The sequence below is a fragment of the Luteimonas huabeiensis HB2 genome (assembly GCF_000559025.1).
Taxonomy (GTDB): Bacteria; Pseudomonadota; Gammaproteobacteria; order Xanthomonadales; family Xanthomonadaceae; genus Luteimonas; species Luteimonas huabeiensis.
In genome coordinates, this window is the sequence record NZ_JAAN01000041.1 from 44,178 (window position 1) to 67,601 (window position 23,424).

19 protein-coding genes are annotated in these 23,424 nt (G+C 73.9%); 6 read left to right on the forward strand and 13 right to left on the reverse strand.

Translation table 11 applies throughout. The features are described from left to right. Nucleotides 1-5: 5 nt before the first annotated feature. Both Z164_RS0116300 and Z164_RS0116305 read right to left on the reverse strand, forming a co-directional pair. Nucleotides 6-1,340 carry an alpha/beta hydrolase family protein gene (locus tag Z164_RS0116300; protein ID WP_081770227.1) on the reverse strand — a complete coding sequence of 445 codons (1,335 nt, stop codon included), beginning with the start codon at nucleotides 1,338-1,340 and terminating at the stop codon, nucleotides 6-8. Further along, the gene (locus Z164_RS0116305; protein WP_024891746.1) at nucleotides 1,337-2,113 is read right to left on the reverse strand and encodes an AMP nucleosidase; all 777 of its coding nucleotides are present in this window, start codon (nucleotides 2,111-2,113) and stop codon (nucleotides 1,337-1,339) included. The genes Z164_RS0116300 and Z164_RS0116305 overlap by 4 nt, the downstream gene beginning before the upstream one ends. Nucleotides 2,114-2,230: 117 nt before the next feature. On the opposite strand from Z164_RS0116305, the gene Z164_RS0116310 reads away from it, so the two are divergent. Then, a complete protein-coding gene (locus Z164_RS0116310; protein WP_152540979.1) occupies nucleotides 2,231-3,652 on the forward strand; it encodes an amidohydrolase in 1,422 nt (473 codons plus the stop codon). Continuing rightward, on the forward strand, nucleotides 3,649-4,941 hold the full coding sequence (locus Z164_RS0116315; RefSeq protein ID WP_024891748.1) for an amidohydrolase family protein: 1,293 nt from the start codon (nucleotides 3,649-3,651) through the stop codon (nucleotides 4,939-4,941). The genes Z164_RS0116310 and Z164_RS0116315 overlap by 4 nt, the downstream gene beginning before the upstream one ends. 54 nt (nucleotides 4,942-4,995) lie before the next feature. Here the strand turns inward: Z164_RS0116315 and Z164_RS0116320 are convergent, their stop codons facing one another. The 4 genes from Z164_RS0116320 to Z164_RS0116335 all read right to left on the reverse strand — a co-directional run bounded on the left by Z164_RS0116320 (nucleotide 4,996) and on the right by Z164_RS0116335 (nucleotide 11,049). After that, nucleotides 4,996-8,226: an efflux RND transporter permease subunit gene (locus Z164_RS0116320; protein WP_024891749.1), complete on the reverse strand. Its 3,231-nt coding sequence runs from the start codon at nucleotides 8,224-8,226 to the stop codon at nucleotides 4,996-4,998. 10 nt (nucleotides 8,227-8,236) lie between these two features. Then, entirely contained in the window at nucleotides 8,237-9,409 is a 1,173-nt protein-coding gene (locus tag Z164_RS0116325) for an efflux RND transporter periplasmic adaptor subunit (protein ID WP_024891750.1), read from the reverse strand. Further along, a complete protein-coding gene (locus tag Z164_RS0116330) occupies nucleotides 9,406-10,662 on the reverse strand; it encodes a TolC family protein (RefSeq protein ID WP_024891751.1) in 1,257 nt (418 codons plus the stop codon). The genes Z164_RS0116325 and Z164_RS0116330 overlap by 4 nt, the downstream gene beginning before the upstream one ends. Before the next feature lie 75 nt (nucleotides 10,663-10,737). Then, nucleotides 10,738-11,049 carry a hypothetical protein gene (locus Z164_RS0116335; protein ID WP_052338490.1) on the reverse strand — a complete coding sequence of 104 codons (312 nt, stop codon included), beginning with the start codon at nucleotides 11,047-11,049 and terminating at the stop codon, nucleotides 10,738-10,740. A gap of 214 nt (nucleotides 11,050-11,263) precedes the next feature. On the opposite strand from Z164_RS0116335, the gene Z164_RS0116340 reads away from it, so the two are divergent. Both Z164_RS0116340 and zupT read left to right on the forward strand, forming a co-directional pair. Further along, the gene (locus Z164_RS0116340) at nucleotides 11,264-12,583 is read left to right on the forward strand and encodes an NAD(P)/FAD-dependent oxidoreductase (RefSeq protein ID WP_024891753.1); all 1,320 of its coding nucleotides are present in this window, start codon (nucleotides 11,264-11,266) and stop codon (nucleotides 12,581-12,583) included. 120 nt (nucleotides 12,584-12,703) lie between these two features. Then, entirely contained in the window at nucleotides 12,704-13,513 is an 810-nt protein-coding gene (zupT, locus tag Z164_RS0116345) for a zinc transporter ZupT (RefSeq protein ID WP_024891754.1), read from the forward strand. Nucleotides 13,514-13,519: 6 nt separating this feature from the next. On the opposite strand, the gene Z164_RS0116350 is transcribed toward zupT, so the two are convergent. The 7 genes from Z164_RS0116350 to rhlB form a co-directional block, all read right to left on the reverse strand. Continuing rightward, nucleotides 13,520-14,173 (reverse strand): hypothetical protein, encoded by a 654-nt coding sequence (locus Z164_RS0116350; protein ID WP_024891755.1) that lies wholly within the window; start codon nucleotides 14,171-14,173, stop codon nucleotides 13,520-13,522. A 98-nt stretch (nucleotides 14,174-14,271) separates the two neighbouring features. Then, the gene (gene rpoH / locus Z164_RS0116355) at nucleotides 14,272-15,144 is read right to left on the reverse strand and encodes an RNA polymerase sigma factor RpoH (protein WP_024891756.1); all 873 of its coding nucleotides are present in this window, start codon (nucleotides 15,142-15,144) and stop codon (nucleotides 14,272-14,274) included. 183 nt (nucleotides 15,145-15,327) lie between these two features. Continuing rightward, complete coding sequence (ung, locus tag Z164_RS0116360; RefSeq protein WP_024891757.1) at nucleotides 15,328-16,089, reverse strand: uracil-DNA glycosylase; 762 nt, start codon at nucleotides 16,087-16,089, stop codon at nucleotides 15,328-15,330. 70 nt (nucleotides 16,090-16,159) lie between these two features. Continuing rightward, nucleotides 16,160-16,987, reverse strand: coding sequence for a response regulator (locus Z164_RS0116365; protein ID WP_052338495.1), 828 nt, complete (start codon nucleotides 16,985-16,987; stop codon nucleotides 16,160-16,162). 58 nt (nucleotides 16,988-17,045) lie between these two features. Beyond that, complete coding sequence (gene ftsX / locus Z164_RS0116370) at nucleotides 17,046-17,993, reverse strand: permease-like cell division protein FtsX (protein WP_024891759.1); 948 nt, start codon at nucleotides 17,991-17,993, stop codon at nucleotides 17,046-17,048. After that, complete coding sequence (gene ftsE, locus Z164_RS0116375) at nucleotides 17,986-18,675, reverse strand: cell division ATP-binding protein FtsE (protein ID WP_024891760.1); 690 nt, start codon at nucleotides 18,673-18,675, stop codon at nucleotides 17,986-17,988. Before ftsE ends, ftsX begins: the two co-directional genes overlap by 8 nt. Nucleotides 18,676-18,776: 101 nt before the next feature. Continuing rightward, nucleotides 18,777-20,567 carry an ATP-dependent RNA helicase RhlB gene (gene rhlB / locus Z164_RS0116380; RefSeq protein ID WP_024891761.1) on the reverse strand — a complete coding sequence of 597 codons (1,791 nt, stop codon included), beginning with the start codon at nucleotides 20,565-20,567 and terminating at the stop codon, nucleotides 18,777-18,779. A gap of 221 nt (nucleotides 20,568-20,788) precedes the next feature. Here rhlB and trxA point away from each other — a divergent pair, with 221 nt between their 5' ends. Together trxA and rho are read left to right on the forward strand one after the other, a co-directional pair. Then, complete coding sequence (gene trxA, locus Z164_RS0116385) at nucleotides 20,789-21,115, forward strand: thioredoxin (RefSeq protein ID WP_024891762.1); 327 nt, start codon at nucleotides 20,789-20,791, stop codon at nucleotides 21,113-21,115. Nucleotides 21,116-21,326: 211 nt separating this feature from the next. Beyond that, nucleotides 21,327-23,075: a transcription termination factor Rho gene (rho, locus tag Z164_RS0116390; protein ID WP_024891763.1), complete on the forward strand. Its 1,749-nt coding sequence runs from the start codon at nucleotides 21,327-21,329 to the stop codon at nucleotides 23,073-23,075. Nucleotides 23,076-23,424: the final 349 nt, after the last annotated feature.

Here is a 23,424-nt window from a genome sequence, read left to right on the forward strand (position 1 = left end):
CGCGCTTACGGCTGTTCGCCGGACCGCGAGCGCGCCCACGCGCGGGTCTGGCGCGGGTCGTGGCGGACCAGGCCGCCCGCCTCGATCGCGCGCGGCAGGGCGGCGGGATCGGCGCCCTTGAGATGGACGTCGAGGAACGCGCGCGACGCCGCGGCGATGGCGCCGGCGACCGCCGGCGGGTCGGCGTCGCCGAAATGCGCCTCCAGCCCCTCGCCCGCCATCAGCAGCGGCAGATCGGTGAACGACATGTGCCGCGTGCCCGGCACCCTCACCCGCAGCACGTCCGGCGACAGGCCCGCGGCCTCCCAGCGCTCGTAGGCGTAGTCGTTCGGGTTGAAGCCGGCCTCCGACGGCAGGCCGTCGTACATCGGGAAGCGCACCCAGTCGCCCAGCATCAGCAGCAGCGGCCGCTGCAGGTCGGCATCGAACAGTTCCGGGTCGAAGTTGAGCCCGTCGAGGCTGATCGCGGCGCGGCAGGCCGGCAGGCGCCGGCAGGCCGAGGCCGCGGTGGAGCCGCCGAAGGACATGCCCGCGATCGCCAGCCGCCCGGCGTCCGCGGCCGCCAGCACCGGCCGCACCGGCGCGGGCACGTCGCCGGCCTGCAGCGCGCGCACCGCGAACAGCACGTCGTCGCGCCAGACCTCCACGCTCGCGCCGAGGCGGCTGCCCGCCAGCGCCTCGCCGTAGCCGTCGATCAGGCGCGCGCGCGCCGCATGCGCCGACGCGCTGTGGAAGGCGTGGCGCCATGCCAGGAATTCCGGCTTCTCCGCCGCCATGTTGGTCGGCACCAGGCGGCCGTCGGCCAGCCGCACGTCGGCCGAATCGCCGGGATGCCCGAGCGCGACCACCACGTAGCCGTGGCTGGCCAGCGCTCCGGCCAGGGCGGTGTTCTGCAGCGGATACGAGTAGAACCCGTGGCTGAGGACCACCAGCGGAAAGCGCGACGCCGCCTGCGCGGGCGCGGCGCCCTCGGTGTCCGGCGCGCGGCAGCCGCCGAGCGCGGCGACCGATTCGGGCGCGTAGCGGAGGTTGCGCGCCAGCGCCGGCAGCTGCACTTCGGCCTCCGCCGGCGAGAGATAGGCGCGCCCCGCACCGGCGGCCTCGGCGGGGTACCAGACCGCGGCCGGCAGCGTCCGCGGTACGTCCGCCGCCTCGCCGCCCAGGCCGCGCCGCGCATCGTCGGTCAGCTCGAAACGCTGGAAGCCGACCGGGTGCGGGCCGTCGGGCGCGGGCAGCGCGCAGGCCGCGGCGATGCCCGGCCAGGCCAGCGCGGCGAGCAGGAAGCGCCGGAAGGCAGGCGCGATGCGGCGCACGAGCCGCCGGGAAGGAAGCGCGTTCACTCGTCGAAGCGCAGGTGCTTGACCGACTTGCCGTGGCGGCGGATCAGGCGCAGCGCCTCGATGCCGATCTGGATGTGGTTCTCGACGAACTCCGCGCTCACCCGCGCGTCGCTGGCCTCGGTCTTGACCCCCTCGGGCACCATCGGCTGGTCGGAAACCAGCAGCAGCGCGCCGCTGGGAATGCGGTTGGCGAAGCCGGCGGCGAAGATCGTCGCGGTTTCCATGTCGATGGCCATGCAGCGCAGCCGCCGCAGGTACGCCTTGAAGTCGTCGTCGTGCTCCCAGACCCGGCGGTTGGTGGTGTAGACGGTGCCGGTCCAGTAGTCGTGGCCGAGGTCGCGGATCATCGTGGACACCGCGCGCTGCAGCGCGAAGGCCGGCAGCGCCGGCACCTCCGGCGGCAGGTAGTCGTTGCTGGTGCCGTCGCCGCGGATGGCGGCGATCGGCAGGATCAGGTCGCCGAGCCGGTTCTTGCGCTTGAGCCCGCCGCACTTGCCCAGGAACAGCACCGCCTTGGGCCGGATCGCCGACAGCAGGTCCATCATCGTGGCCGCGTTCGGGCTGCCCATGCCGAAGTTGATCATGGTGATGCCGTCGGCGGTGGCGCTGGGCATGGGCCGGTCCACGCCGACGATCTCGGCGCCGGTCATGCGCGCGAAATGGGCCAGGTAACCGCCGAAGTTGGTCAGCAGCACGTGTTCGCCGAAGGCCTCCAGCGGCACGCCGGTATAGCGCGGCAGCCAGTTCTCGACGATCTGCGCCTTGTCTTTCATGCATCCTCCTGTCGTTGCGCCGTCATTCTAGGACGGCCATGCCTTGGCAGCGCGGCCGCGAACGGCTAGCGTGTAGCGGCACACCGCCGTACCGGGGAACCTTCGATGCTTCGACCGATGACCGTCGCGCTCGCCGCGGCGCTGACGCTCGCGCCCGCCTGGGCGCAGGACGCGCCGCGCGGCGCCGCCCGCTTCGCCCACGATCCCTATCCCAGCACCTACCGGCCCATCGCCGCGCCGCCGGTGCTGATCCGCGGCGCCACCGTGCTGACCGGCACCGGCGAGCGCCTGGACGGCGCCGACGTGCTGATGGTCGACGGCCGCATCGAGGCGGTGGGCGCCGGCCTGCAGGCGCCGGCCGGCGCCAGCGTGGTGGACGGCACCGGCAAGTGGGTGACGCCGGGCCTGATCGACGTGCACTCGCACCTGGGCGTGTACCCCAGCCCCGGCGTGCGCGCGCACAGCGACGGCAACGAGGCCACCAACCCGAACACGGCCGGCGCCTGGGCCGAGCATTCGGTCTGGCCGCAGGACCCGGGCTTCGCCGCCGCGCTGGCCGGCGGGGTGACCTCGCTGCAGATCCTGCCGGGCTCGGCCAACCTGTTCGGCGGCCGCGGCGTGACCCTGCGCAACGTGCCGGCCACCACCGTGCAGGACATGAAGTTCCCCGGCGCGCCGCACGGGCTGAAGATGGCCTGCGGCGAGAACCCGAAGCGCGTCTACGGGCAGAAGAGCGGGCCGGCCACGCGCATGGGCAACATCGCCGGCTTCCGCGCCGCCTTCGCCGAGGCCGCCGAGTACCGCGCGCGCAACGCCCCGCGCGATGGCGACCAGGCGCCGCGCCGGCGCGGCGGCCGCGATGCCGAGGCCGGCAACGGCGGCGCGCAGAACGGCGCCGGCAAGCGCGACCTGCGGCTCGACACCCTGGCCGGCGCGCTGGAGGGCGACATCCTCGTCCACATCCACTGCTACCGCGCCGACGAGATGGCCACCATGCTGCAGCTGGCCGAGGAATTCGACTTCCGCATCGCCGCCTTCCACCATGGCGTGGAGGCCTACAAGATCGCCGACGAGCTGGCCGAGGCCGGCGTGTGCGGCGCGCTGTGGGCCGACTGGTGGGGCTTCAAGATGGAGGCCTTCGACGGCATCCAGGAGAACGTCGCCCTGGTCGATCGCGCGCAGAACGGCTGCGCCATCGTGCATTCCGATTCCAGCGAAGGCATCCAGCGGCTCAACCAGGAGGCGGCCAAGGTGATGGCCAGCGCGCGCCGCGCCGGCATCGAGATCGCGCCCGAGCGCGCGATCCGCTGGCTCACCCGCAACCCGGCGCAGGCGATGGGCATCCTGGACCGCACCGGCACCCTGGAGCCGGGCAAGCTGGCCGACGTGGTGGTGTGGAACCGCGACCCGTTCGGCAGCTACGCGCTCGCCGAGCAGGTCTACATCGACGGCGCCCGCATCTACGACCGCAACGATCGCGGCCGCCAGCCGGTCTCCGACTTCCTGCTCGGCCAGCAGGCCGCGGGAGGTGCGCGATGAGCCGCCGCGGCCTCCACCGCCTCGCCGCCACGGCGCTCGCGCTGCTGGCGCTGCCGGCCCTGGCCCAGGACGTGCTGATCCGCGGCGCCACCGTGCACACCGCCGGCCCGCGCGGCACGCTGCAGAACACCGACGTGCTGGTGCGCGGCGGCCGCATCGCCGAGGTCGGCGCCGGGCTGTCCGCCGCGGGCGCGGCGGTGGTCGAGGCGCGCGGCCGGCCGCTGACGCCGGCCCTGTTCGGCGGCATCAACGGGCTCGGCATCGAGGAAGTCTCGGGCGAGAGCAGCACCCGCGACGGCAGCCTCGCGCTCGGCGACGGCGCCAAGCACATGGTGGTGCGCCCGGAATTCGACGTCACCCTGGCCTACAACCCGGACTCGGTGCTGATCCCGGTGGCGACGATGGAAGGGGTGGGCTTCGGCCTGCTCAGCGCCGGGGCCACCGCCGGCGGCTCGATCCTCGCCGGCCAGGGCGCGCCGGTGCGCCTGGACGGCGGCCTCGACCCGGCCGGGCCGAAGGTGCTGTTCCTGCAGCTGGGCGCGCGCGGCGCGTCGCTGACCGGCGATTCGCGCGCCGCGCAGTGGATGCTGCTCGACCAGTTGATCGACGAGGCGCGCGGGCGCATCCCGGCCGGCTCCCACGTCGCCCTGCTCACGCCGGCCGGCCGCACCGCGCTGGCGCGCTACCTCGACGGCCAGGGCCTGGTGCTGGCCTCGGTGGACCGCGCCGCCGACATCCGCCAGCTGCTGCGCTGGGCGCGCCGCCACGGCGTGCGGCTGGCGATCGCCGGCGGTGCGGAGGCCTGGCGGGTGGCGCCGGAGCTGGCCGCGGCGCAGGTGCCGGTGTTCGTCGATCCGCTCGACAACCTGCCGGCCAGCTTCGACCAGTTGCACGCCACGCTGGAGAACGCCGCGCGGCTGCGCGCGGCCGGGGTGGCGGTCTCGTTCGCGCAGGCCAGCGATGCCGCCCACAACGCGCGCAAGCTGCGCCAGCTGGCCGGCAACGCCGTCGCCCACGGCCTGCCCTGGGACGACGCCCTGGCCGGGCTGACCCGGGTACCGGCCGAGACGCTGGGCCTGGCCGACCTCGGCACGATCGCGCCGGGCCAGCGCGCCGACCTGGTGCTGTGGAGCGGCGACCCGCTGGACGTGGCGCAGTACGCCGAGCAGACCTGGCTCGATGGCCGCGCGCTGCCGATGCGTTCGCGCCAGACCGAACTGCGCGACCGCTACCTGCGCGAGGCCGCGCCGCGCGAACGCGGCGGCCTGCCGCGGGCCTACGCGCGATAGCGCCGCGCGGGACCGCGCCGGGCGGCGGATATCCGCCGCGCCGGGCGCGGTCCGCTACGTACCGGGCCGTTGGCCGCCGCGCCGCGCGCGCGGCGACACCCGCGCGGCGAAGGTCGGCAGCACCACCAGCGTCAGCAAGGTGGCGGTGACCAGGCCGCCGATGACCACCGTGGCCAGCGGCTTCTGCACCTCCGCGCCGGCGCCGCGCGCCAGCGCCATCGGCAGGAAGCCGACGATGGCCACGGTCGCCGTGGTCAGGACCGCGCGCAGGCGGCCGGCCGCGCCGTCGATGGCGGCCGCCGCGCCCGGCAGCCCCGCCGCCAGGCGCTCGCCGATGGCCTGCATCAGCACCAGCCCGTTGAGCGTGGCCACGCCCGACACCGCGATCAGGCCGACCGCGGCCGAGACCGAGAACGGCATGCCGCGCAGCGCCAGCGCCAGCACGCCGCCGACCAGCGCCAGCGGCACGCAGGCGAACACCAGCGCCGCCTCGCGCAGCGTGCCCAGCGCCATGACCAGCAGCACGCCGATGGTCAGCAGCACCGCCGGGATCACCAGCGACAACCGCGCCTCGGCGCGGCGCAGGTTCTCGTACTGGCCGCCCCAGGCCAGGCGCGCGCCGACCGGCAGCGCGACGTCGGCCACCGCCGCCTGCGCCTCGGCGACGAAGCCGCCGAGATCGCGGCCGCGCACGTTGGCCTGCACCACCAGGCGCCGGCTGCCGTCCTCGCGGCCGATCTGGTTCGGGCCTTCGGCCACCGTCAGCCGCGCCACCGACGCCAGCGGCACGCCGGTGCCGTCGGGGGCGACCACCGGCAGCGCGGCGAGGCTGGCCGGATCGTCGCGCAGCGCATCGTCCAGGCGCACCACCACGTCGAAGCGGCGGTCGCCCTCGAACACCTGCCCGGCCCGGGCGCCGCCGACGCCGGCCGCCAGCGCGCCGGCCACGTCGGCCGCGCTCAGGCCGTAGGCGGCGGCCGCCGCGCGATCCACCTGCGCGGTCAGCACCGGCAGCCCGGAGACCTGCTCCACGCGCACGTCGGCCGCGCCGGGCACCGCGCGCAGGCGCGCGGCGACCGCCTCGGCCACGCGCTGCAGCGCATCGAGATCGTCGCCGAAGACCTTGACCGCGACGTCGGTGCGCACGCCGGAGATCAGCTCGTTGAAGCGCAGCTCGATCGGCTGGCTGAACTCCAGCGCGTTGCCGAGCTGGCCGCCGGCGATAGCCTCGATGCGCGCGACCAGCGCCTCCTTGGACAGGCGCGGGTCCGGCCAGCCGGCGCGATCGCGCAGCACGATCACCGCATCGGAAATGCTGGCCGGCATCGGGTCCACCGCGGCCTCGGCGGTGCCGGTGCGCGAGAACACGGTCTCGACCTCGGGCAGGGCGACGATCGCCGCTTCCAGCGCGCGCTGCATCGCCAGCGACTGTTCCAGCGAGGTCGAGGGCACCCGCAGCGCCTGCATCGCGATGTCGCCCTCGTCGAGCGTCGGCACGAACTCGCGGCCGAGCGAGGCGAACGCCGCCGCGCCGACCGCCAGCGCCGCCAGCGCGCACAGCGCCACCGCGCGCGGCCTGGCCACCGCGGCGCGCACCAGCGGCTCCAGCCGCGCCCGCGCGAAGCGCACCGCGCGGGTCTCGTGGCCCTCGTCCCCCGCCTCGCGCGCATCGGCGTGCGCCGGTTCGGGCGCGCGCAGCAGCAGCGCCGCCAGCGCCGGCACCACCGTGAACGAGAACAGGAACGCGCCGGCGAGGGCCAGCATCACCGTCGCCGCCATCGGCTGGAAGGTCTTGCCCTCCACGCCTTCCAGCGCCAGCACCGGCGCGAACACCAGCAGGATGATGAGCTGGCCGAACGCGGCCGGCTTCGCCATCGCGCGCGCCGCCTCGGCCGCCACCGCCAGCCGCTCGCGCGGGCGCAGCGCGCGCCCCAGCTCGGCGCGGCGCGCGCCCAGCCGCAGCAGCGTGGCCTCGACCACGATCACCGCGCCGTCCACCAGGATGCCGAAGTCCAGCGCGCCCAGGCTCATCAGGTTGCCGCTGATGCCGAAGCGCTCCATGCCGATCACCGCGAACAGGAACGACAGCGGGATCGCCAGCGCCGCGATGGCCGCCGCGCGCAGGTTGCCCAGCAACAGGAACAGCACCGCGATCACCAGCAGCGCGCCCTCGCCCAGGTTGCGCGCGACGGTGCGGATGGTGGCATCGACCAGCGCGCTGCGGTCGAGCACCGGCTCGGCGACGATGCCGGGCGGCAGCGTCGGCGCGATCGCGGCCAGTCGCTCGCGCGCGGCGAGCGCGGCGGTGCGGCTGTTGCCGCCGGCGATCATCAGCGCGGTGCCGAGCACCGCCTCGTGGCCGTCGCGGCTGGCCGCGCCCATCCGCGGCGCGCGCCCGATCCCGACCTCGGCCACGTCCGCCACCCGCACCACCAGCCCGTCGCGCGCGGCCACCGGCACCTGCGCCAGCTCGTCCACGGTGCGCACGCGCGCATCCGCGCGCACCACCAGCGCCTCGCCGCCGCGCCGCACGTAGCCGGCGCCGGCCTGCAGGTTGGCGTCTTCGAGCGCCTGCACCAGCGCGTCCAGGCCCAGGCCCCAGGCCGCCAGGCGCGCGGGGTCGGGGCGCACCGCGTACTCCTTGACGTAGCCGCCGCTGCTGTCCACCCCGGCGATGCCGGGCGTGCCGCGCATCTGCGGGGTCACGATCCAGTCCTGCACGGTGCGCAGGTAGGTCGCGCGCTCGGCCTCGCCGGCCAGCCGCTCGCCCTCCGGGGTGAGGTAGCTGCCGTCGGCCTGCCAGCCGGGCGCGCCGTCGCGGGCGACGGCCTCCGGCGCGAACGGCAGGTAATCCACCGTCCACATCAGCACCTCGCCCAGCCCGGTGGTCGCCGGCGACAGCGCCGGCACCGCGCCTTCGGGCAGGTCCGCCTGCACCTCGCGGATGCGCTCGGCCACCTGCTGGCGGGCGAAGTACAGGTCGGTCGCGTCCTCGAACACCGCGGTCACCTGCGAGAAGCCGTTGCGCGACAGCGAACGGGTGCCGACCAGGCCGGGGATGCCCGCCAGCGCGGTCTCCACCGGGAACGTCACCTCGCGCTCGATCTGCTCCGGCGCGAGCGCGGGCGCGACGGTGTTCACCTGCACCTGGCGGTTGGTGATGTCGGGCACCGCGTCGATCGGCAGGTGGGCCAGCCGCAGCAGGCCGTAGGCGGCCACCGCCGCCGCGAGCAGGACCGCCGCCCAGGGCGCGCGGACCGACGCATCGATCAGTCTTGCGAGCATGCGCGCGTCCTCAGTGGCCGTGGTCGGCATCGCCCTTGGCCAGTTCAGCCTTGAGCAGGAAGGCATTGGCGCCGGCGACGCGGTCGTCGCCATCCAGGCCGCGCAGGATCTCCACGCGGTCGCCGGCGCGGCGCCCGGCCAGCACCGGCACGGCGCGGAAGCCGTCGCCGGTGCGCACGAACACCACCGCGCGCCCGTCCAGGGTCTGCACCGCCTCGGCGGGCACGCTCAGCGCGCCGCCTGCGTCGAGGCCGGCCAGCAGGCGCCCGCGCACCGGCGTGCCGGCGGCGGGCAATGCGGCGGGATCGTCGGCGCGGGCGCGGATCTCGGCGCCGCCACCCGCACGCGCGGCCGCGGCCACCCCGGTCACTTCGGCATCGAGCGTGCCGGCCGGCAGCTCGACGCGGACCCGGTCGCCGGCGCGCAGGCGCTGCGCGAGCGCCGGCGCCGCGGCGAACACCAGCTCGCTGCGCGCCGGGTCGGCGACCTCTGCCAGCGCCTCGCCGGGCGCGACGAACCGCCCCGGCACCGCGCGCACCGCGCCGACCACGCCGTCGATCGGGCTGCGCACGCGCACCCGGCCATCGGCGTCGGGCGCGCCGGCCGCGCGCAGGGCCGCGGCCGCGGCGCGCGCGGCGGCCTCGGCGGCGAGCGATCGCGCGCGCGCGGCTTCCACGTCCTGGCGCGCCACGATGCCCTGCGCGCCCAAGGCCGCATCGCGGCGATAGGCCAGGCGCGCGGCCTCGGCCTCGGCCGCCGCGGCCTCGGCGGCCGCGCGCAGGCCCGCGGCCTCGCCGCTGGCCAGCGCCACCAGCGCGTCGCCCGCGCGCACGGCGGCGCCCGGCGCGACCAGCACGCGCTCCACGCTGCCGCCGACGCCGGCGGTCGCCACCGCGCGCGCGCCGGTCGCGGCCTCGACGCGACCGGCGAGTTCCGTCTCCTCGCCGCCGCCGCGCATCGGCGCGACCACCGCGATCCCCGCCGCTTCGATCCGCGCCGGGTCCAGCGCCAGCGCGTCCGGCGCCGCGTCTTCGTGCGCGTCGCCCGCACCGTCGTCGTGCGCGGTCTCTGCCTGGGCCGGCGCGGGCGCCGCGGTCCATCGCGCCAGGCCGAAGCCGGCGGCGAACAGCAGGACTGCCAGCGCCGGGACGATCCACCGGCCGCCTCCATGCACCGGGCTCATGGCGTCGCTCCGAACGGGGCGCGCCCTTCCAGCCGCGCGAGGTCGATCTCCGCGCGCGCCCGCTGCAGGCGCGCGTCCACCGCGGCTTCGCGCGCCGCCACCAGCGCGGCGCGCGCATCGCGCAGTTCCAGCTGGGCGATGCGTCCGGCCTCGAAGCCGGCGCGGCCGAGGCGATAGGCCTCGTCGGCGGCCGCCACTCCGGCGTCCGCCGCCGCCGTGCGCGCGGCGGCGGACCGCAGCGCGGCCAGCGCCGCTTCGCGCTCGGCCAGCGCCGCCCGGCGCGCATCCTCCAGCCGCGCTTCGGCGGCGGCCGATTCCGCGCGCGCGGCATCCAGCGCGCCGCGATTGCGATCCAGCAGCGGCAGGCTGAGCGTCAGGCCGACGTCCCAGGCCGCCTCGGCATCCTCGCGGAAGCGGCGGCGGCCGACCGTAGCGCCGAGCTGCGGCAACCCGCGCAACCGCGCCACGTCCACCCCGCCGCGCGCCGCGGCCAGCTCGGCCGAGGCGATGCGCACGGGAAGCGGCTCGCCGGCGGCGGTAGGCCGCGCCGGCAACGGCTCGCGCTCGAGCAGGTCGTCGGCAACCGCGGTCACCGGCGCGTCCAGCCCGGCGACCGCGGCCAATCGCGCGAATGCGCCCTCGCGTGCGGCCCGCGCTTCCGCGTGCCGGGCGCGGGCGGCCTCCACCGCCGCGAGCGCCTGCACCTGCCGCAGGCGCGGCTCGCGGCCGGCCTCGACCAGCCGCGCCGCGGTCGCCGCGTCCGCCTCGGCCAGCGACAGCGCTTCGGCCGCCAGCGCGTCTCGACGCGCGGCGGCTTCCGCCTCGGCGCAGGCCAGGGCCAGCCGCGCCGCCGCCGCCCAGCGCGCATCCAGCGCACGCAGCCCGGCGGCGCCGGCGGCGCTGCGCGCCGCCTCCACGCGCGCGCGGCGCTGCCCCCACAGCTCCAGCGGCTGGGTGATCGCGTAGGTGGTTTCGCGGGCGGCGCCGCCGGCGTAGGGGCCGGAGCCGTCGATCGCTTCGATCTCGACGGACAGTTCGGGATTGGGCCGCGCCGCGGCCTGGCGGACGCGCGCGTCGGCGGCCGCGCGCAGCGCTTCCGCCTCGCGCAGCACGGGGGCGCGGTCCAGCGCCTGCAGCAAGGTGTCGTAGCCGGGCGCCGGCGCCGCGCAGGCGCCGCCCGCCCACGCAGCCGCGAGGCACGCGGCCGCGAAGACGCCGGCCGCATGCGGCGGCCGGCCGTTTCGATGCTTCATGTCGGATGTCCCTGGGATCGGATCGGACGCGGTGCGGCGCGCGTCGGCGCACCGCGACCGCAGCGTGACGATCGATCAATCCCTGGGCGGGCGCTTCAATCCGTCGGGGGCGCGGGACGCGAACAGCGCGGCCTCCGGCCATTGCGGCGCGGCGGCCGGCGGCAGCGGGGCGCGCAGCGCGGTCCGGGGCGGCGCATGGGAGGCGCCGTGGTGGCAGTGGCCGTGCGCGCAGGCGTCGTCGCCGTGACCGGCCGCGCCCTCGTCGTCCTGCGACGGCTGCGCGGCGTCGTCGCCGATCGCGTGTGCGGCCGCGTCATCGACCAGGCACACCGCGGCCTCCACCGCGGGCACGACGACCAGCATCGCCAGCAACACGGCCAGCAGCATCCTGCGAAGTCGGGTCCACGCGCGGAACATGCGATCGTCCGGTCGCCCTGCCTGGCGCGCGCGGAGCGGGCGAAGCCGCGCGGATGTCATGTCATAACGTCACGCCGAAAGCGCAGCCGCGACACGAACCGCGCGAGGATACCGCCGCCCCACCGGTCGCGGTCAAGCGCTGCTCGACGCGCCCGTGCGCCCCGCACGCTCTACCATGGGCGTCATGGACACGCCCTCCACGCATGCGGGCCACGGGCCCGGCGCGACGCCGCACGTGGTCATCGTCGGCGGCGGCTTCGCCGGCCTCTGGGCCACCCGCGGCCTCGCCGGTGCGCCCGTGCGCATCACCCTGGTCGATCGCGGCAACCATCACCTGTTCCAGCCGCTGCTCTACCAGGTCGCCACCGCCGGCCTGTCCGCGCCCGACATCGCCGCGCCGCTGCGCCACATCCTGCGCGGCCAGCGCAACGTGGAGGTGCGCATGGCCGGGGTCGAGGACATCGACACGCAGGCGCGCGCGCTGCGCCTGGACGACGGCACGACGCTGGGCTACGACACGCTGCTGCTGGCCACCGGCGCCACCCATGCCTACTTCGGCCACGACGACTGGGCCGCGCACGCCCCGGGCCTGAAGACGCTCGACGACGCGTTGCGGCTGCGGCGGCGCCTGCTGTGCGCCTTCGAGCGCGCCGAGGCCGAGGCCGACCCGCAGCGCCGCGCCGCCTGGCTGAGCTTCGCCATCGTCGGCGGCGGCCCGACCGGCGTGGAGCTGGCCGGTACCCTCGCCGAGATCGCCCGCCATACCCTGCGCAGCGAGTTCCGCAACATCGATCCCGCCAGCGCCCGCGTGCGCCTGGTCGAGGCCGGGCCGCGGGTGCTGGCGGCGTTCCCGCCCGACCTCTCGGCCAAGGCGCAAGCGCAGCTGGAGCGGCTGGGCGTGGAGGTGCTGACCGGCACCGCGGTCTCGTCGATCGATGCGGAGGGCTTCCGCCTCGGCGAACGCTTCGTGCCCGCGCGCACCGTGGTCTGGGCCGCCGGCGTGGCCGCCTCGCCGCTGGCGCGCGCGCTGGACGTGCCGCTGGACCGCGCCGGGCGCGTGCGGGTCGCGCCCGACCTCAGCGTGCCCGGGCACCCGGAGATCTTCGTCGCGGGCGACCTGGCCGCCGTCGAGCAGGGCGGCCGCCCGGTGCCGGGGGTGGCGCCGGCGGCCAAGCAGATGGGCCGCCACGTCGCGCAGGCGATCCGCGCGCGCCTGCAGGGTCGCGAGGCACCGCCGTTCCGCTACCGCGACCTCGGCAACCTGGCGACCATCGGCCGACAGGCCGCGGTGGTCGACTTCGGCCGGCTGCGCTTTTCCGGCGTGATCGCCTGGTGGTTCTGGCTGTGGGCGCACGTGTTCTTCCTGATCGGCTTCCGCAACCGCCTGGTCGTGCTGCTCAACTGGACCTGGGCCTACTGGACCTACCAGCGCGGCGCCCGGATCATCCTGGGCGAGGACGACGACGACCGCCCACCGCCGGCGCCCGGCCCCGCGCCTTCCTGATCCGCCCCACCCGCGCCCCTGGACGCACGCCCCGGCGGGCTGTCGCGGGGCGCCGCGAAAGCTCTAGGATGTAGCCCATCCACGTGCGCCGTCCGCGCCCGTCCCAGACCCCGCCACGGCATGCACGACATCGCACTCCACAACATCCTCGTCGCCCTCGCGGTGACCACCGCCGCCGGGCTCGCGACCGGCATCGGCGGCCTGCTGGTGTTCACCACCAAGGCGCCCAACGCGCGGATGCTGGCCTTCGGCCTCGCCTTCGCCGGCGGCGCGATGGTGTTCGTGTCGCTGTCGGAGATCCTGAGCAAGTCGATCGTCTCCTTTTCCCACGTCTACGGCGATTCGCGCGGCTTCACCTACGCCACCCTCGCCTTCCTCGGCGGCCTGCTGCTGATCGTCGGCATCGACCGGCTGGTCCCCAACCCGCACGAAGGCCTGGAGACCGACGACCCGATGTTCCGCGAACACAACCGCGAGTACATCAAGCGCGTGGGCCTGCTGACCGCGTTCGCCATCACCGCGCACAACTTTCCCGAAGGCCTCGCCACCTTCTTCGCCACCCTGGGCGATCCCGGCGTCGGCCTGCCGCTGGCCTTCGCCATCGCCATCCACAACATCCCCGAGGGCATCGCCATCGCGGTGCCCGTCTACTACGCGACCGGCAACAAGCGCCTGGCCTTCGTCGCCTCGCTGCTGTCGGGCCTGGCCGAACCGGTCGGCGCGATCGTCGGCTACACGGTGCTGCGGCCGGTGATGTCGGAAGCCGTGTTCGGCGGCGTGTTCGGCCTGATCGCCGGCGTCATGGTGTTCCTGGCCCTGGACGAACTGCTGCCCGCCGCCAAGCGCTACGCCAAGGGCCACGAGACCGTCTACGGCCTGGTCGCCGGCATGTCGGTGCTGGCGTTGAGCCTGGTGCTGTTCAAGTGGTGAGGTGACCTATCGAATCGGTGCGACGCTCACGCTCCGCACCCGATCTCGTGGCAGGATCAACACGCCTTCGCGCATGAGGTAAGCGCAGGCCGCCTCATCGCAGACGATCACCGGCCCAGCCCGCACGTTCCTTCCGTTTTCCAGATGGAGCACGGCCCGGGACCTCCCATCGAACCGTTCGACAGCCCTGCGGGCCTGCGATTTTCCAGTCTTCTCGGCGCCGATCAGTGCCAGAAGAAGCGCCGCGAACGCGGCGAGCATGATGGGCGCGATGAAGGCGATCCGCTCGATCGTCCTGAAGGCGGGCATTGCCTCGAGATGGCGCTGCCTCTTTCTGGTTTTGGCGGACATCTTGTTCCGCGAGATTCGCCACGCCCGCCACCGCACTCGGAGCACGTGAACCCTACCCGCGATCATCCAGAGAAACAGCACGACCAGAATCGCGTAGAGAACCGCCACACCCAGGAGGAGGTACTCCACGCCGCCCATCATGCCCGCATGGAATCCGGACAGGACGAGCGCGTCGCCACTCTTCTGGAACTGCTCTGCACTCAGGCCGAATCCAGACAGAAAGCTCTGCCTGTAGTAATGGCCGCATGCGTAAAGCAGGCCGGTCCCGATGGCCAGACCGACAGCCGCATCGAACCATCTCCATTTCATTCGCACCATCCTTGCGAGTGAAGCCTAGTCTTGCATTCAAACAGAAAACGGCCCGCTTGCGCGGGCCGTCCGTATCTCGTCGAAGAAGCGGCTCGCGATCAGGCCGCGAACAGCGCCCGCATCTTCTTCAGCGCGTTGGCCTCGACCTGGCGGATGCGCTCGGCGGACACGCCGTACTCGTCGGCCAGCTCCTGCAGGGTCACCTTGGCGTCGGGGTCCAGCCAGCGGCGCTGGACGATGTCGCGCGAGCGCGGATCCAGCTCGGCCAGGCCCTCGCGCAGCAGCGCGAGCTGGTTGTCCTCGCTGTCGGCGCGCTCGTAGGCCATCGCCGGATCGTCCTCCTGCGCCATCAGGTAGCCGGCCGGCGCGGGCGGCGCGTGGTCGTCGTCCTCGTCGGCCGGCGCATCGAAGCCGATGTCGCGGCCCGACAGCCGGGACTCCATCTCCAGCACCTCGCGCTCGGAGACGTTGAGGTCCTTGGCCACCGCGCTGACCTCGGCGGCGTTGAGCCAGCCCAGGCGGGTCTTGCTCTTGCGCAGGTTGAAGAACAGCTTGCGCTGCGCCTTGGTCGTGGCGACCTTGACGATGCGCCAGTTCTTCAGGATGTACTCGTGCATCTCGGCACGGATCCAGTGCACGGCGAACGACACCAGGCGCACGCCGATCGCGGGATCGAAGCGCTTCACCGCCTTCATCAGGCCGATGTTGCCCTCCTGGATCAGGTCGCCGAGCGGCAGGCCGTAGCCGTTGTAGCCGCGCGCCACGTGGACGACGAAGCGCAGGTGCGAATGCACCAGCTCGCGCGCGGCGTCGAGGTCCTCGTGCTCGCGGTAGCGACGTGCCAGCGCCTGCTCGTCCTCGGCCGACAGCACCGGGATCTGGTGCACGGCGTTGATGTACGCGTCCAGCGAACCGAGCGCGCTCGGGATCGGGAGGTTATGGGACACCAGGGCAGTCGTGGTCTGGTTCATAGGGCCTCATCATAGCAGTCGGACTATTGGACTGCTGAGTACAGTAAAAGTTCCCTGCGTTCTGCCATCGGAACGCCGGGCGGGAAGAACCTGGGACATGACGCACCGGCAACAGCCGTCATTTTCGCGCAGCCGATGCGCACGGGGCGTCGAAACGACCTGAACAGGCAATCGGCCTGCCACTCAGACCTCGACCGGGCCGGGGGGTTCCCCCGGTGCTCGCGTCCGGTCGCTGGCGGCCAGCATCGCCTCGACCTCGGCGCGGGGCGGCAGCGACCAGTCGATCGGCGCCTGGCCGCGACGCTGCAGGAAGTCGTTGGCGGCGGAGAAGTGCCCGCATCCCATGAAACCGCGGTGGGCCGACAGCGGCGAGGGGTGGGTGGTGCGCAGCACCTTGTGCCGGCGCGGGTCGATCACCTTGCCCTTGGCCTGGGCGTAGCTGCCCCACAGCAGGAACACCAGGCCCTCGCGCTCCTCGCCCAGGGTCTGGACCACGTGGTCGGTGAACCCCTCCCAGCCCTTGCCCTGGTGCGAGCCGGCCTGGCCCTGCTCCACGGTCAGCACCGCATTGAGCAGCAGCACGCCACGGCGCGCCCAGGGCAGCAGGCAGCCGTGGTCGGGCCGACTGATACCGAGATCGCGCTGGATCTCCTTGAACATGTTGTCCAGCGAGGGCGGCACCGGCACCCCGGGCAGCACCGAGAAGCACAGCCCGTGGGCCTGGCCCGGACCGTGGTACGGGTCCTGGCCCAGGATCACCACCTTCACCGCGTCGAACGGGGTGGCGTCGAAGGCGGCGAAGATGCGCGCCGCCGGCGGGTAGATCCGCGCCCCGGCGTCGCGCCGCTCGCGCAGGAACGCCGACAGCGCCCGCATCTCGGGCCGCAGCAGATAGTCGCCGACGCGGGCCTTCCAGGAAGGTTCGAGCTTGATGCGGGAGGTCATGGCAGGAGCCGGAAGTCGGGGGACGGGGGCCAGGGGACGGGCAGAAGCAAGGCGCGGCCGATGCGCGGCGTCATGGAGCCACGCTCCCTGGCCTCCGGCCCCCGGCCCCTGGCCCCTGCTGCAGGCCCAGCCGCGCCAACCGCAGCTGGAACAGCGCCTTGGTCACCAGCAAGCGTTCGTCGATCGGCTTGAGCACGAGGTCGTTGGCGCCGTCGCGCAGCAGAGCCATCTGGTTGACGCGGTTGTCGTCGCCGGTCATCACCAGCACCGGCAGCCGGCGCTTGCCGTAGCCCAGCTCGCGCCGCACGGTCTGCAACAGATCGCGGCCGCTGAGCTCACCCTTGAGGTAGACGTCGGTCAAGAGCAGGTCGGCGCCAGGGCCATCCTCGGCTTCGCGGCGCGCGCGCAGCCAGTCGATGGCCTCCTCGGCGCTGGTGGTGTGGGTGACCTCCATGCCGTGCGAGCGCAGCATGCGCTGCGTGGCCAGGGCCACGGTGCGGCTGTCCTCGACGTAGAGCACGTGCGCGCCCGGGATCGGCTGCGGCACCACGTAGCCGCGCACGAACGCGGCGAGCGCGCGGTGGCCCTCGGCCTTGTCGAAGTAATCGGTGACGTCCTCGGTGAAGCGCCGGCTCTCCAGGTGCGCCTGGGCGTCGCCGGAGACCACGATCACCGGCACGTACTGCTGGCCGGCGGACTCGCGCACCGCGCGGGCGAGCTGCTGGCCATCGCCGTCGGGCAGCACCAGCGCGGTCGTCGCCAGGTCCACCGGCGCGGCGTCGAGCGCGGCCCGCGCCTCGGCCAGCCCGCCGCAGGCGACCACCTCGACGCCCGGTACCTCTTCGCGCAGCACGTCCGAGATCAATCGCCTGACCAGGCGGGAGCCGTCCACCACCATCACCCGCGGCGACGCGCTGACGAGGTGCCGCAAGTCCGGCGCGCCGCCCTCGCCCACGTCAGGCCTCGGTGGGTCGGGTCTGCCGCAGGTAATGGCCGGTGACCACGCTGGCCCCCAGCCAGCCGAGCACGCCCGCGCCGGCCAGGATCGCCAGCGCGCGCGGCACGCCGAAGCCCTGCAAGGCGAAGCTGCTGCCGTAGCTGGCGGCGAGTTCGGCCAGCGGCGCGCGCAGCGCCAGTCCGGCCGCGGCCAGCAGCGCCAGCGCCAGCGCGCCGGCCGCCAGCCCGTACCAGGCGCCCAGGTAGAGGAAGGGCCTGCGGATGAAACCGTCGGTCGCGCCCAGCAGTTGCAGGACGCCGATCTCCTCGCGTCGCGACTGGATGTCCAGCCGCACGGTATTGCCGACCACCAGCAGCGCGCCCAGGCCCAGCAGCGCCGCCAGCACCCACGCCAGGCGCGCGGCGAAGCGCAGCCAGTCCTCCAGGCGCTGGCGCCACTCGGCGTCGTCCTGCACCAGGTCGGCCTCCGGCAGCTCGCGCAGCGCCGCGGCCAGCGATGCGCCGTCGCCGGCCGGGATCACCACCAGCAGCCCGGGCAGCGGGTTCTCCTCCAGGCCGTCGATCGCCTCGCCCAGGCCGCCGCGTTCGCGCAGGTCCTGCAGGCCCTGCTCGGGCGTGCGCAGGGTCGCCTCGGCGACGTCCTCGCGCGCGGCGACTTCCGCCGCCAATGCCTGCATGCGCTCGGGCGACGTACCCGGCGCGAGGAACACGCCGATCTCGCGCGACTGCTGCACGTCGCCCGACAGCCGCGAGACGTTGTCCAGCACCAGCCACAGGCCCAGCGGCAGGGCGAGCGCGACGGCCATGACGCCGATGGTGAGCGCGGTCGCCCAGGGCCGCCGGAACACCCGGCCGAGGCTGGAGACGAAGCTGTAGAGATGGTGGTCGAACCAGGTGCCGACGCCGGACTGCGGGCGCGCGGCGGCCGGGGCGGGCGCGTCAGCCATCGGCGAGCTCCTCCGGCGAAATGTCGTCCTCGAGCCGGCCCTGGCCGAGCACCAGCACGCGCTTGCGCATGCGCCGCACCAGGGCCAGGTCGTGGCTGGCGATCATCACGCTGGTGCCGCGCGCGGGCAGGGTTTCGAACAGCGCCATGATCTCCGCCGACAGGGTCGGGTCGAGGTTGCCGGTCGGCTCGTCGGCGACCAGCAGCTTCGGCTCGGCGACGATCGCGCGCGCGATGCCCACGCGCTGCTGCTCGCCGGCCGAGAGCTGGCTGGGCAGGGCGCGCTCGCGCGCGGCGAGCCCGAGCCGCTCCAGCGCCCCGCGCACGCGCTTGGCGATGTCCGCGCGGCGCATGCCGCGCAGGATCAGCGGCAGGGAGACGTTCTCGAACACGCTGCGGTCGGCGAGCAGGCGGTGGTCCTGGAACACCACGCCGACGTCGCGCCGGTGCATCGCCACCCGCCGCCCGCGCACCCGCAGCAGGTTGCGTTCGGCGAACAGCACCGCGCCGCGGCTGGGCCGCTCGGCCAGGTGCACCAGCTTCAGCAGCGTGCTCTTGCCGGCGCCGGAATGGCCGGTGATGAAGAGCATCTCGCCTTCGCCGACCTCGAAGCTGACATCGGCGAGCGCGGTTTGCCCGCCGGGGTACTGCTTGCTGACGTTGTCGAATCGCAGGACGCTCATGGCCGGCGATTATGCCGCATCGCCTGCGTCCCCCCGGCACGCAACGGACGCCGCGCCCGCTGCGGTCGCTTGCGCAGGCGCGGCCCCGGGCGCGAGCGCCGTCAGCGCTGCGAGTCCGGCTGGCGATTCACCAGGCGGCGCAGGCCGCGACCGATGCGGCTGAGCAGGGACGGCGACTTCGGCGCGGATGCGGGAGCGCGCGCAGGCGACGGCGCGGCGGACTCGGCACGCGGCGCATCGGCCGGCGCCTCGCGACGCGGCTTGCGCGGGGCGCGCGCGGCGCCGTTCTCGCCGTTCGCCGGCGCGGAAGCGGCCGGCGCTTGCGCGGCCTGCTCGCCGTCGCCACGGCGGCCGCCGCGACGGCGGCGACGCTTGCGGGCCGGCTTCGGCGCACCGTCGCCGTCGGCATGGGCCGCTACGGGTGCGGGCGCGGGTGCGGGCGTCGGCGCGGCCTCGACGGCCTCGACCGCGGGGGCCCGCTCCGGCACGGTCGCGTCCCCGGCCTGCTCGCTGCGGCGGGGCCGGCGCGACCGGCCACCGGCGCCCTCGCCGGGACCGCCCTCGCGACGCCCGCCGCCGGGGCGTCCGCCCTTGCGCGGACCGCCGCGACGCGCCTCGTCCGCAGCGCGCTGCTCGCGCGCCTCGCGGAAGATCTCGCCGATGCTCTCGCCTTCCTCGGCCTCCAGCTCCACGCCCTCGCGCGGCTTGCGCGGCAGCGCCTGCAGCAGCTCAGGGGTCACCGGCTCGGAGGGGATGCGCTGCTCGATGTAGGCCTCGATGTCGGGCAGCGACATCGCGTAGCGCTCGCAGGCGAAGCTGATCGCGTCGCCCTCGGCGCCCAGGCGCGCGGTGCGGCCGATGCGGTGGACGTAATCCTCGGCATCGAACGGCAGATCGTAGTTGTAGACGTGGCTGACGCCCTCGATGTGCAGGCCGCGGGCGGCGACGTCGGTGGCCACCAGGATTTCGAGCTGCCCGGCCTGGAACTTCTTCAGCAGGCTCTCGCGCTTCTTCTGCGGCACGTCGCCCGACAGCACGCCGACCCGGTAGCCCGCGCGCTCCAGCGCGCGCGCCACCCGCTCGACGAAGGCCTTGGTATTGACGAAGACCATCGTGCGCGCGCCCTCGCTGCGCGACAAGAGGCCCAGCAGCAGCGGCAGCTTCTCCTCGTCGGAGGGGTAGTAGAGCTTCTGGCGCACGCGCGCGGCGGTGATCGACTCGGTCTCGACGACCAGCTTCTCCGGCTCGTTCATGTGCTCGTAGGCCAGCTCCAGCACGCGGTGCGACAGCGTGGCCGAGAACAGCAGGGTCTGGCGCTCGGTGCGGATCGGCATGCGCCGCAGCAGGAAGCGGATGTCCTTGATGAAGCCGAGGTCGAACATGCGGTCGGCCTCGTCCAGCACGCAGATCTCGCAGGCGTGCAGGCTGACCACCTTGTGCTGCTTGACGTAGTCGATCAGCCGCCCGGGGGTGGCGATGATGACGTCGGCGCCGTCCTGCAGCAGCTGGCGCTGCTTGTCGTAGTCCACGCCGCCGTAGACCAGGGCGAACTTGAGCCCCAGGTCGGCGCCGAACTTCACCGCGTCCTTGTGGATCTGGATCGCCAGTTCGCGGGTCGGGGCCAGGATCAGCGCGCGCGGGTCCTCGGGCTTGCGGTCGGCCATGGCCGGGCGGCTGAGCAACCGGTTCATGACCGCGACCAGGAAGGCCAGGGTCTTGCCGGTGCCGGTCTGCGCCTGGCCGGCGACGTCGCGGCCGGACAGGGCCAGCGGCAGGGTGAGGGCCTGAATGGGCGTGCAGCGCAGGAAGCCGGCGGCTTCCAGCCCGGCCAGCAGGCTCGGGTGCAGTTCGTATTCGGAGAAGGGGATGTCGGTAAGTGGCTTGTCGCTCATGCGTAGAAAACTGTGTTCGGCGGCGCGCGCGGCGGGATGCGCTTGCGCGGGAGATGCCCGCATCGCAGACTGCCGGACCGCTGGGAGGGCGCCTCGCGGCGCCGGGACCGCCCCGATCGGGGCTTGACATCCGGCCTTGGTTTCGGCCGGTAAGCGCCCCAGTCTAGCAGTTATGCCGGCTCCGCGGACCGCGCCCCGGCCCCCACCTCCAGGAGAATTCCGTGAGCGACAAGGTCATCCACGCCAGCGACGCCGATTTCGAGACCACCGTGCTGCACTCCGAGACGCCGGTCCTGGTCGACTTCTGGGCCCCCTGGTGCGGGCCCTGCCGGATGATCGCGCCCGCCCTGGACGAACTGGCCGAGGACTACGCCGGCCGCGCCAAGGTGGTGAAGGTCGACGTCGACCAGAACAAGGCCACCGCCCTCAAGTACAACGTCCGCTCGATCCCGATGCTGCTGCTGTTCAAGGGCGGCCAGATCCAGGCCAGCCAGCTCGGCGCGACCGGCAAGGCGCAGCTGTCGCAGATGATCGAAAAGGCGCTCTGACCCGCGCCCGGCGGGCCGGAGCCGGCCCGCCTCGCCCATGCAGGACGCCGCCCGCGGCCGCGTCCTGCATCCCGCCGCTTGCCGCAGGCCCGCGGCGATGCTAGTTTCCTCCCCATCCGGCGTGGACCACTGCGCCGCACCCTTCTGAAGGTTCCCCTTCCCTCCCCGTCCCGCCTCCCGCGGGCGCTCGCAGCAAGCGAGGAATTCGCACTTGTCCGACAACACCCCCGATTCCGGCGAGATCGCCGAGAAGCGCGTTCGCAAGCCGCGCGCGACCAAGACCGCCCGCGCCACCAAGACCGCCACGGCGGAGACCGGCAGCGGTCCCGTGCAGCAATCGCTGCCGGTCGAAGCGCCGCCCGCCCCGCCCGCTCCCGCGGCTCCGCCACGCACCGAAACCGCCCCGCCCGCCCCGGCGGCCGCCCCGCCGCCTACCGGAGACGGCGGCAACGGCAACGGCAACGGCGGCCCCGACGGCGAACCGCGCGAGCAACACCAGGCGCCGCGCGAGCAGGGGGGCCAGCCGCGGCCGCAGCAGGGCCAGGGCCAGCAGGGCCAGGGCAACCGCCGCGACCGCTTCCGCAACCGCCGCGACCGCCAACGCGGCGACCGCTTCCGCGAAGACGGCCTGCCGCAGGACGGCGGCAACGACCACGCGCAGCGCCTGCCGCCGCCCAACATCCCGGAGGGCTTTCCGCAGTACTCGCTGTCCGACCTCAAGCGGATGCCGGCGCAGAAGCTGCTGGACATCGCCGAGCAGCTGAACATCCACGAGGGCGTGGCCCGCGCGCGCAAGCAGGACGTGATCTTCGCCCTGCTGAAGGTGCTGACCCGCCACGGCGAAGGCGTGGCCGCCGACGGCGTGCTGGAGATCCTGCCCGACGGCTTCGGCTTCCTTCGCGGCGCCGAGGCCAGCTACCTCGCCGGGCCGGACGACGTCTACATCTCGCCCAGCCAGATCCGTCGCTTCAACCTGCGTACCGGCGACCACCTGGCCGGGCGCATCCGCTGGCCGAAGGACGGCGAGCGCTACTTCGCGCTCTCGGTGGTGGACACCATCAACGGCGAGCCGCCGGAGGCCAGCAAGGGCAAGGTGCTGTTCGAGAACCTGACCCCGCTGTTCCCGCGCCGGCGCTTCAAGCTGGAACGCGGCGACGGCTCGACCGAGGACATCACCGGCCGCATCCTCGACCTGATGGCCCCCCAGGGCAAGGGCCAGCGCTCGCTGATCGTCTCGCCGCCCAAGGCGGGCAAGACGATGATGATGCAGCAGATCGCCACCGCGATCACCACCAACCACCCGGAAGTCCACCTGATCGTGCTGCTGGTGGACGAGCGCCCGGAGGAAGTGACCGAGATGCAGCGCACCGTGCGCGGCGAAGTGGTCAGCTCCACCTTCGACGAGCCGGCCGCTCGCCACGTGCAGGTCGCCGAGATGGTGATCGAGCGCGCCAAGCGCCTGGTCGAGCACAAGAAGGACGTGGTGATCCTGCTCGACTCGATCACCCGCCTGGCGCGCGCCTACAACAACGTCGTGCCCAGCTCCGGCAAGGTGCTCACCGGCGGCGTCGACGCCAACGCCCTGCACCGTCCGAAGCGCTTCTTCGGCGCCGCGCGCAACGTCGAGGAAGGCGGCTCGCTGACGATCATCGCCACCGCGCTGGTCGATACCGGCAGCGCGATGGACAAGGTGATCTACGAGGAGTTCAAGGGCACCGGCAACTCGGAAGTGCACCTGGACCGCCGCATCACCGAAAAGCGCGTCTACCCCGCGATCAACGTCAACCAGTCCGGCACCCGCCGCGAGGACCTGCTGATCGAGCCGGAGCTGCTGCAGAAGATCTGGATCCTGCGCAAGCTGCTGCACCCGATGGACGAGATCGCCGCGATGGAATTCCTGCTCGACAAGATGAAGACCACCAAGTCGAACGACGAGTTCTTCAGTTCGATGAAGCGCTGAGGCGGCGAAGGCCTGCAAGACGAAAGCCCCGCAATGCGGGGCTTTTCGTTGCCTCGGTTTCCTCGTCGGCAGCGCGCCCAGGCGCCGCTGTCGCGCGCTCCCCGTGGACCTCGCCTCTGCGATCCAGGGTGTATCGACATTCGACCTGCAGCGCCGAAACAGTCCCTTCTCCCGCGAGCGGGCGCATCTCGTCCCTTCTCCCGCAAGCGCCGGATGAGGGCCGCTTTGGACGCCTGCAGCGTGCCCCCATCCGCCTTCGGCACCTTCCCCGCTTGCGGGGGAAGGGAAAGACAGGATGCTCCCCACTTGCGGGGGCAGGCCAAAGATAGCGAGCCTCCAAGAGAGCGCC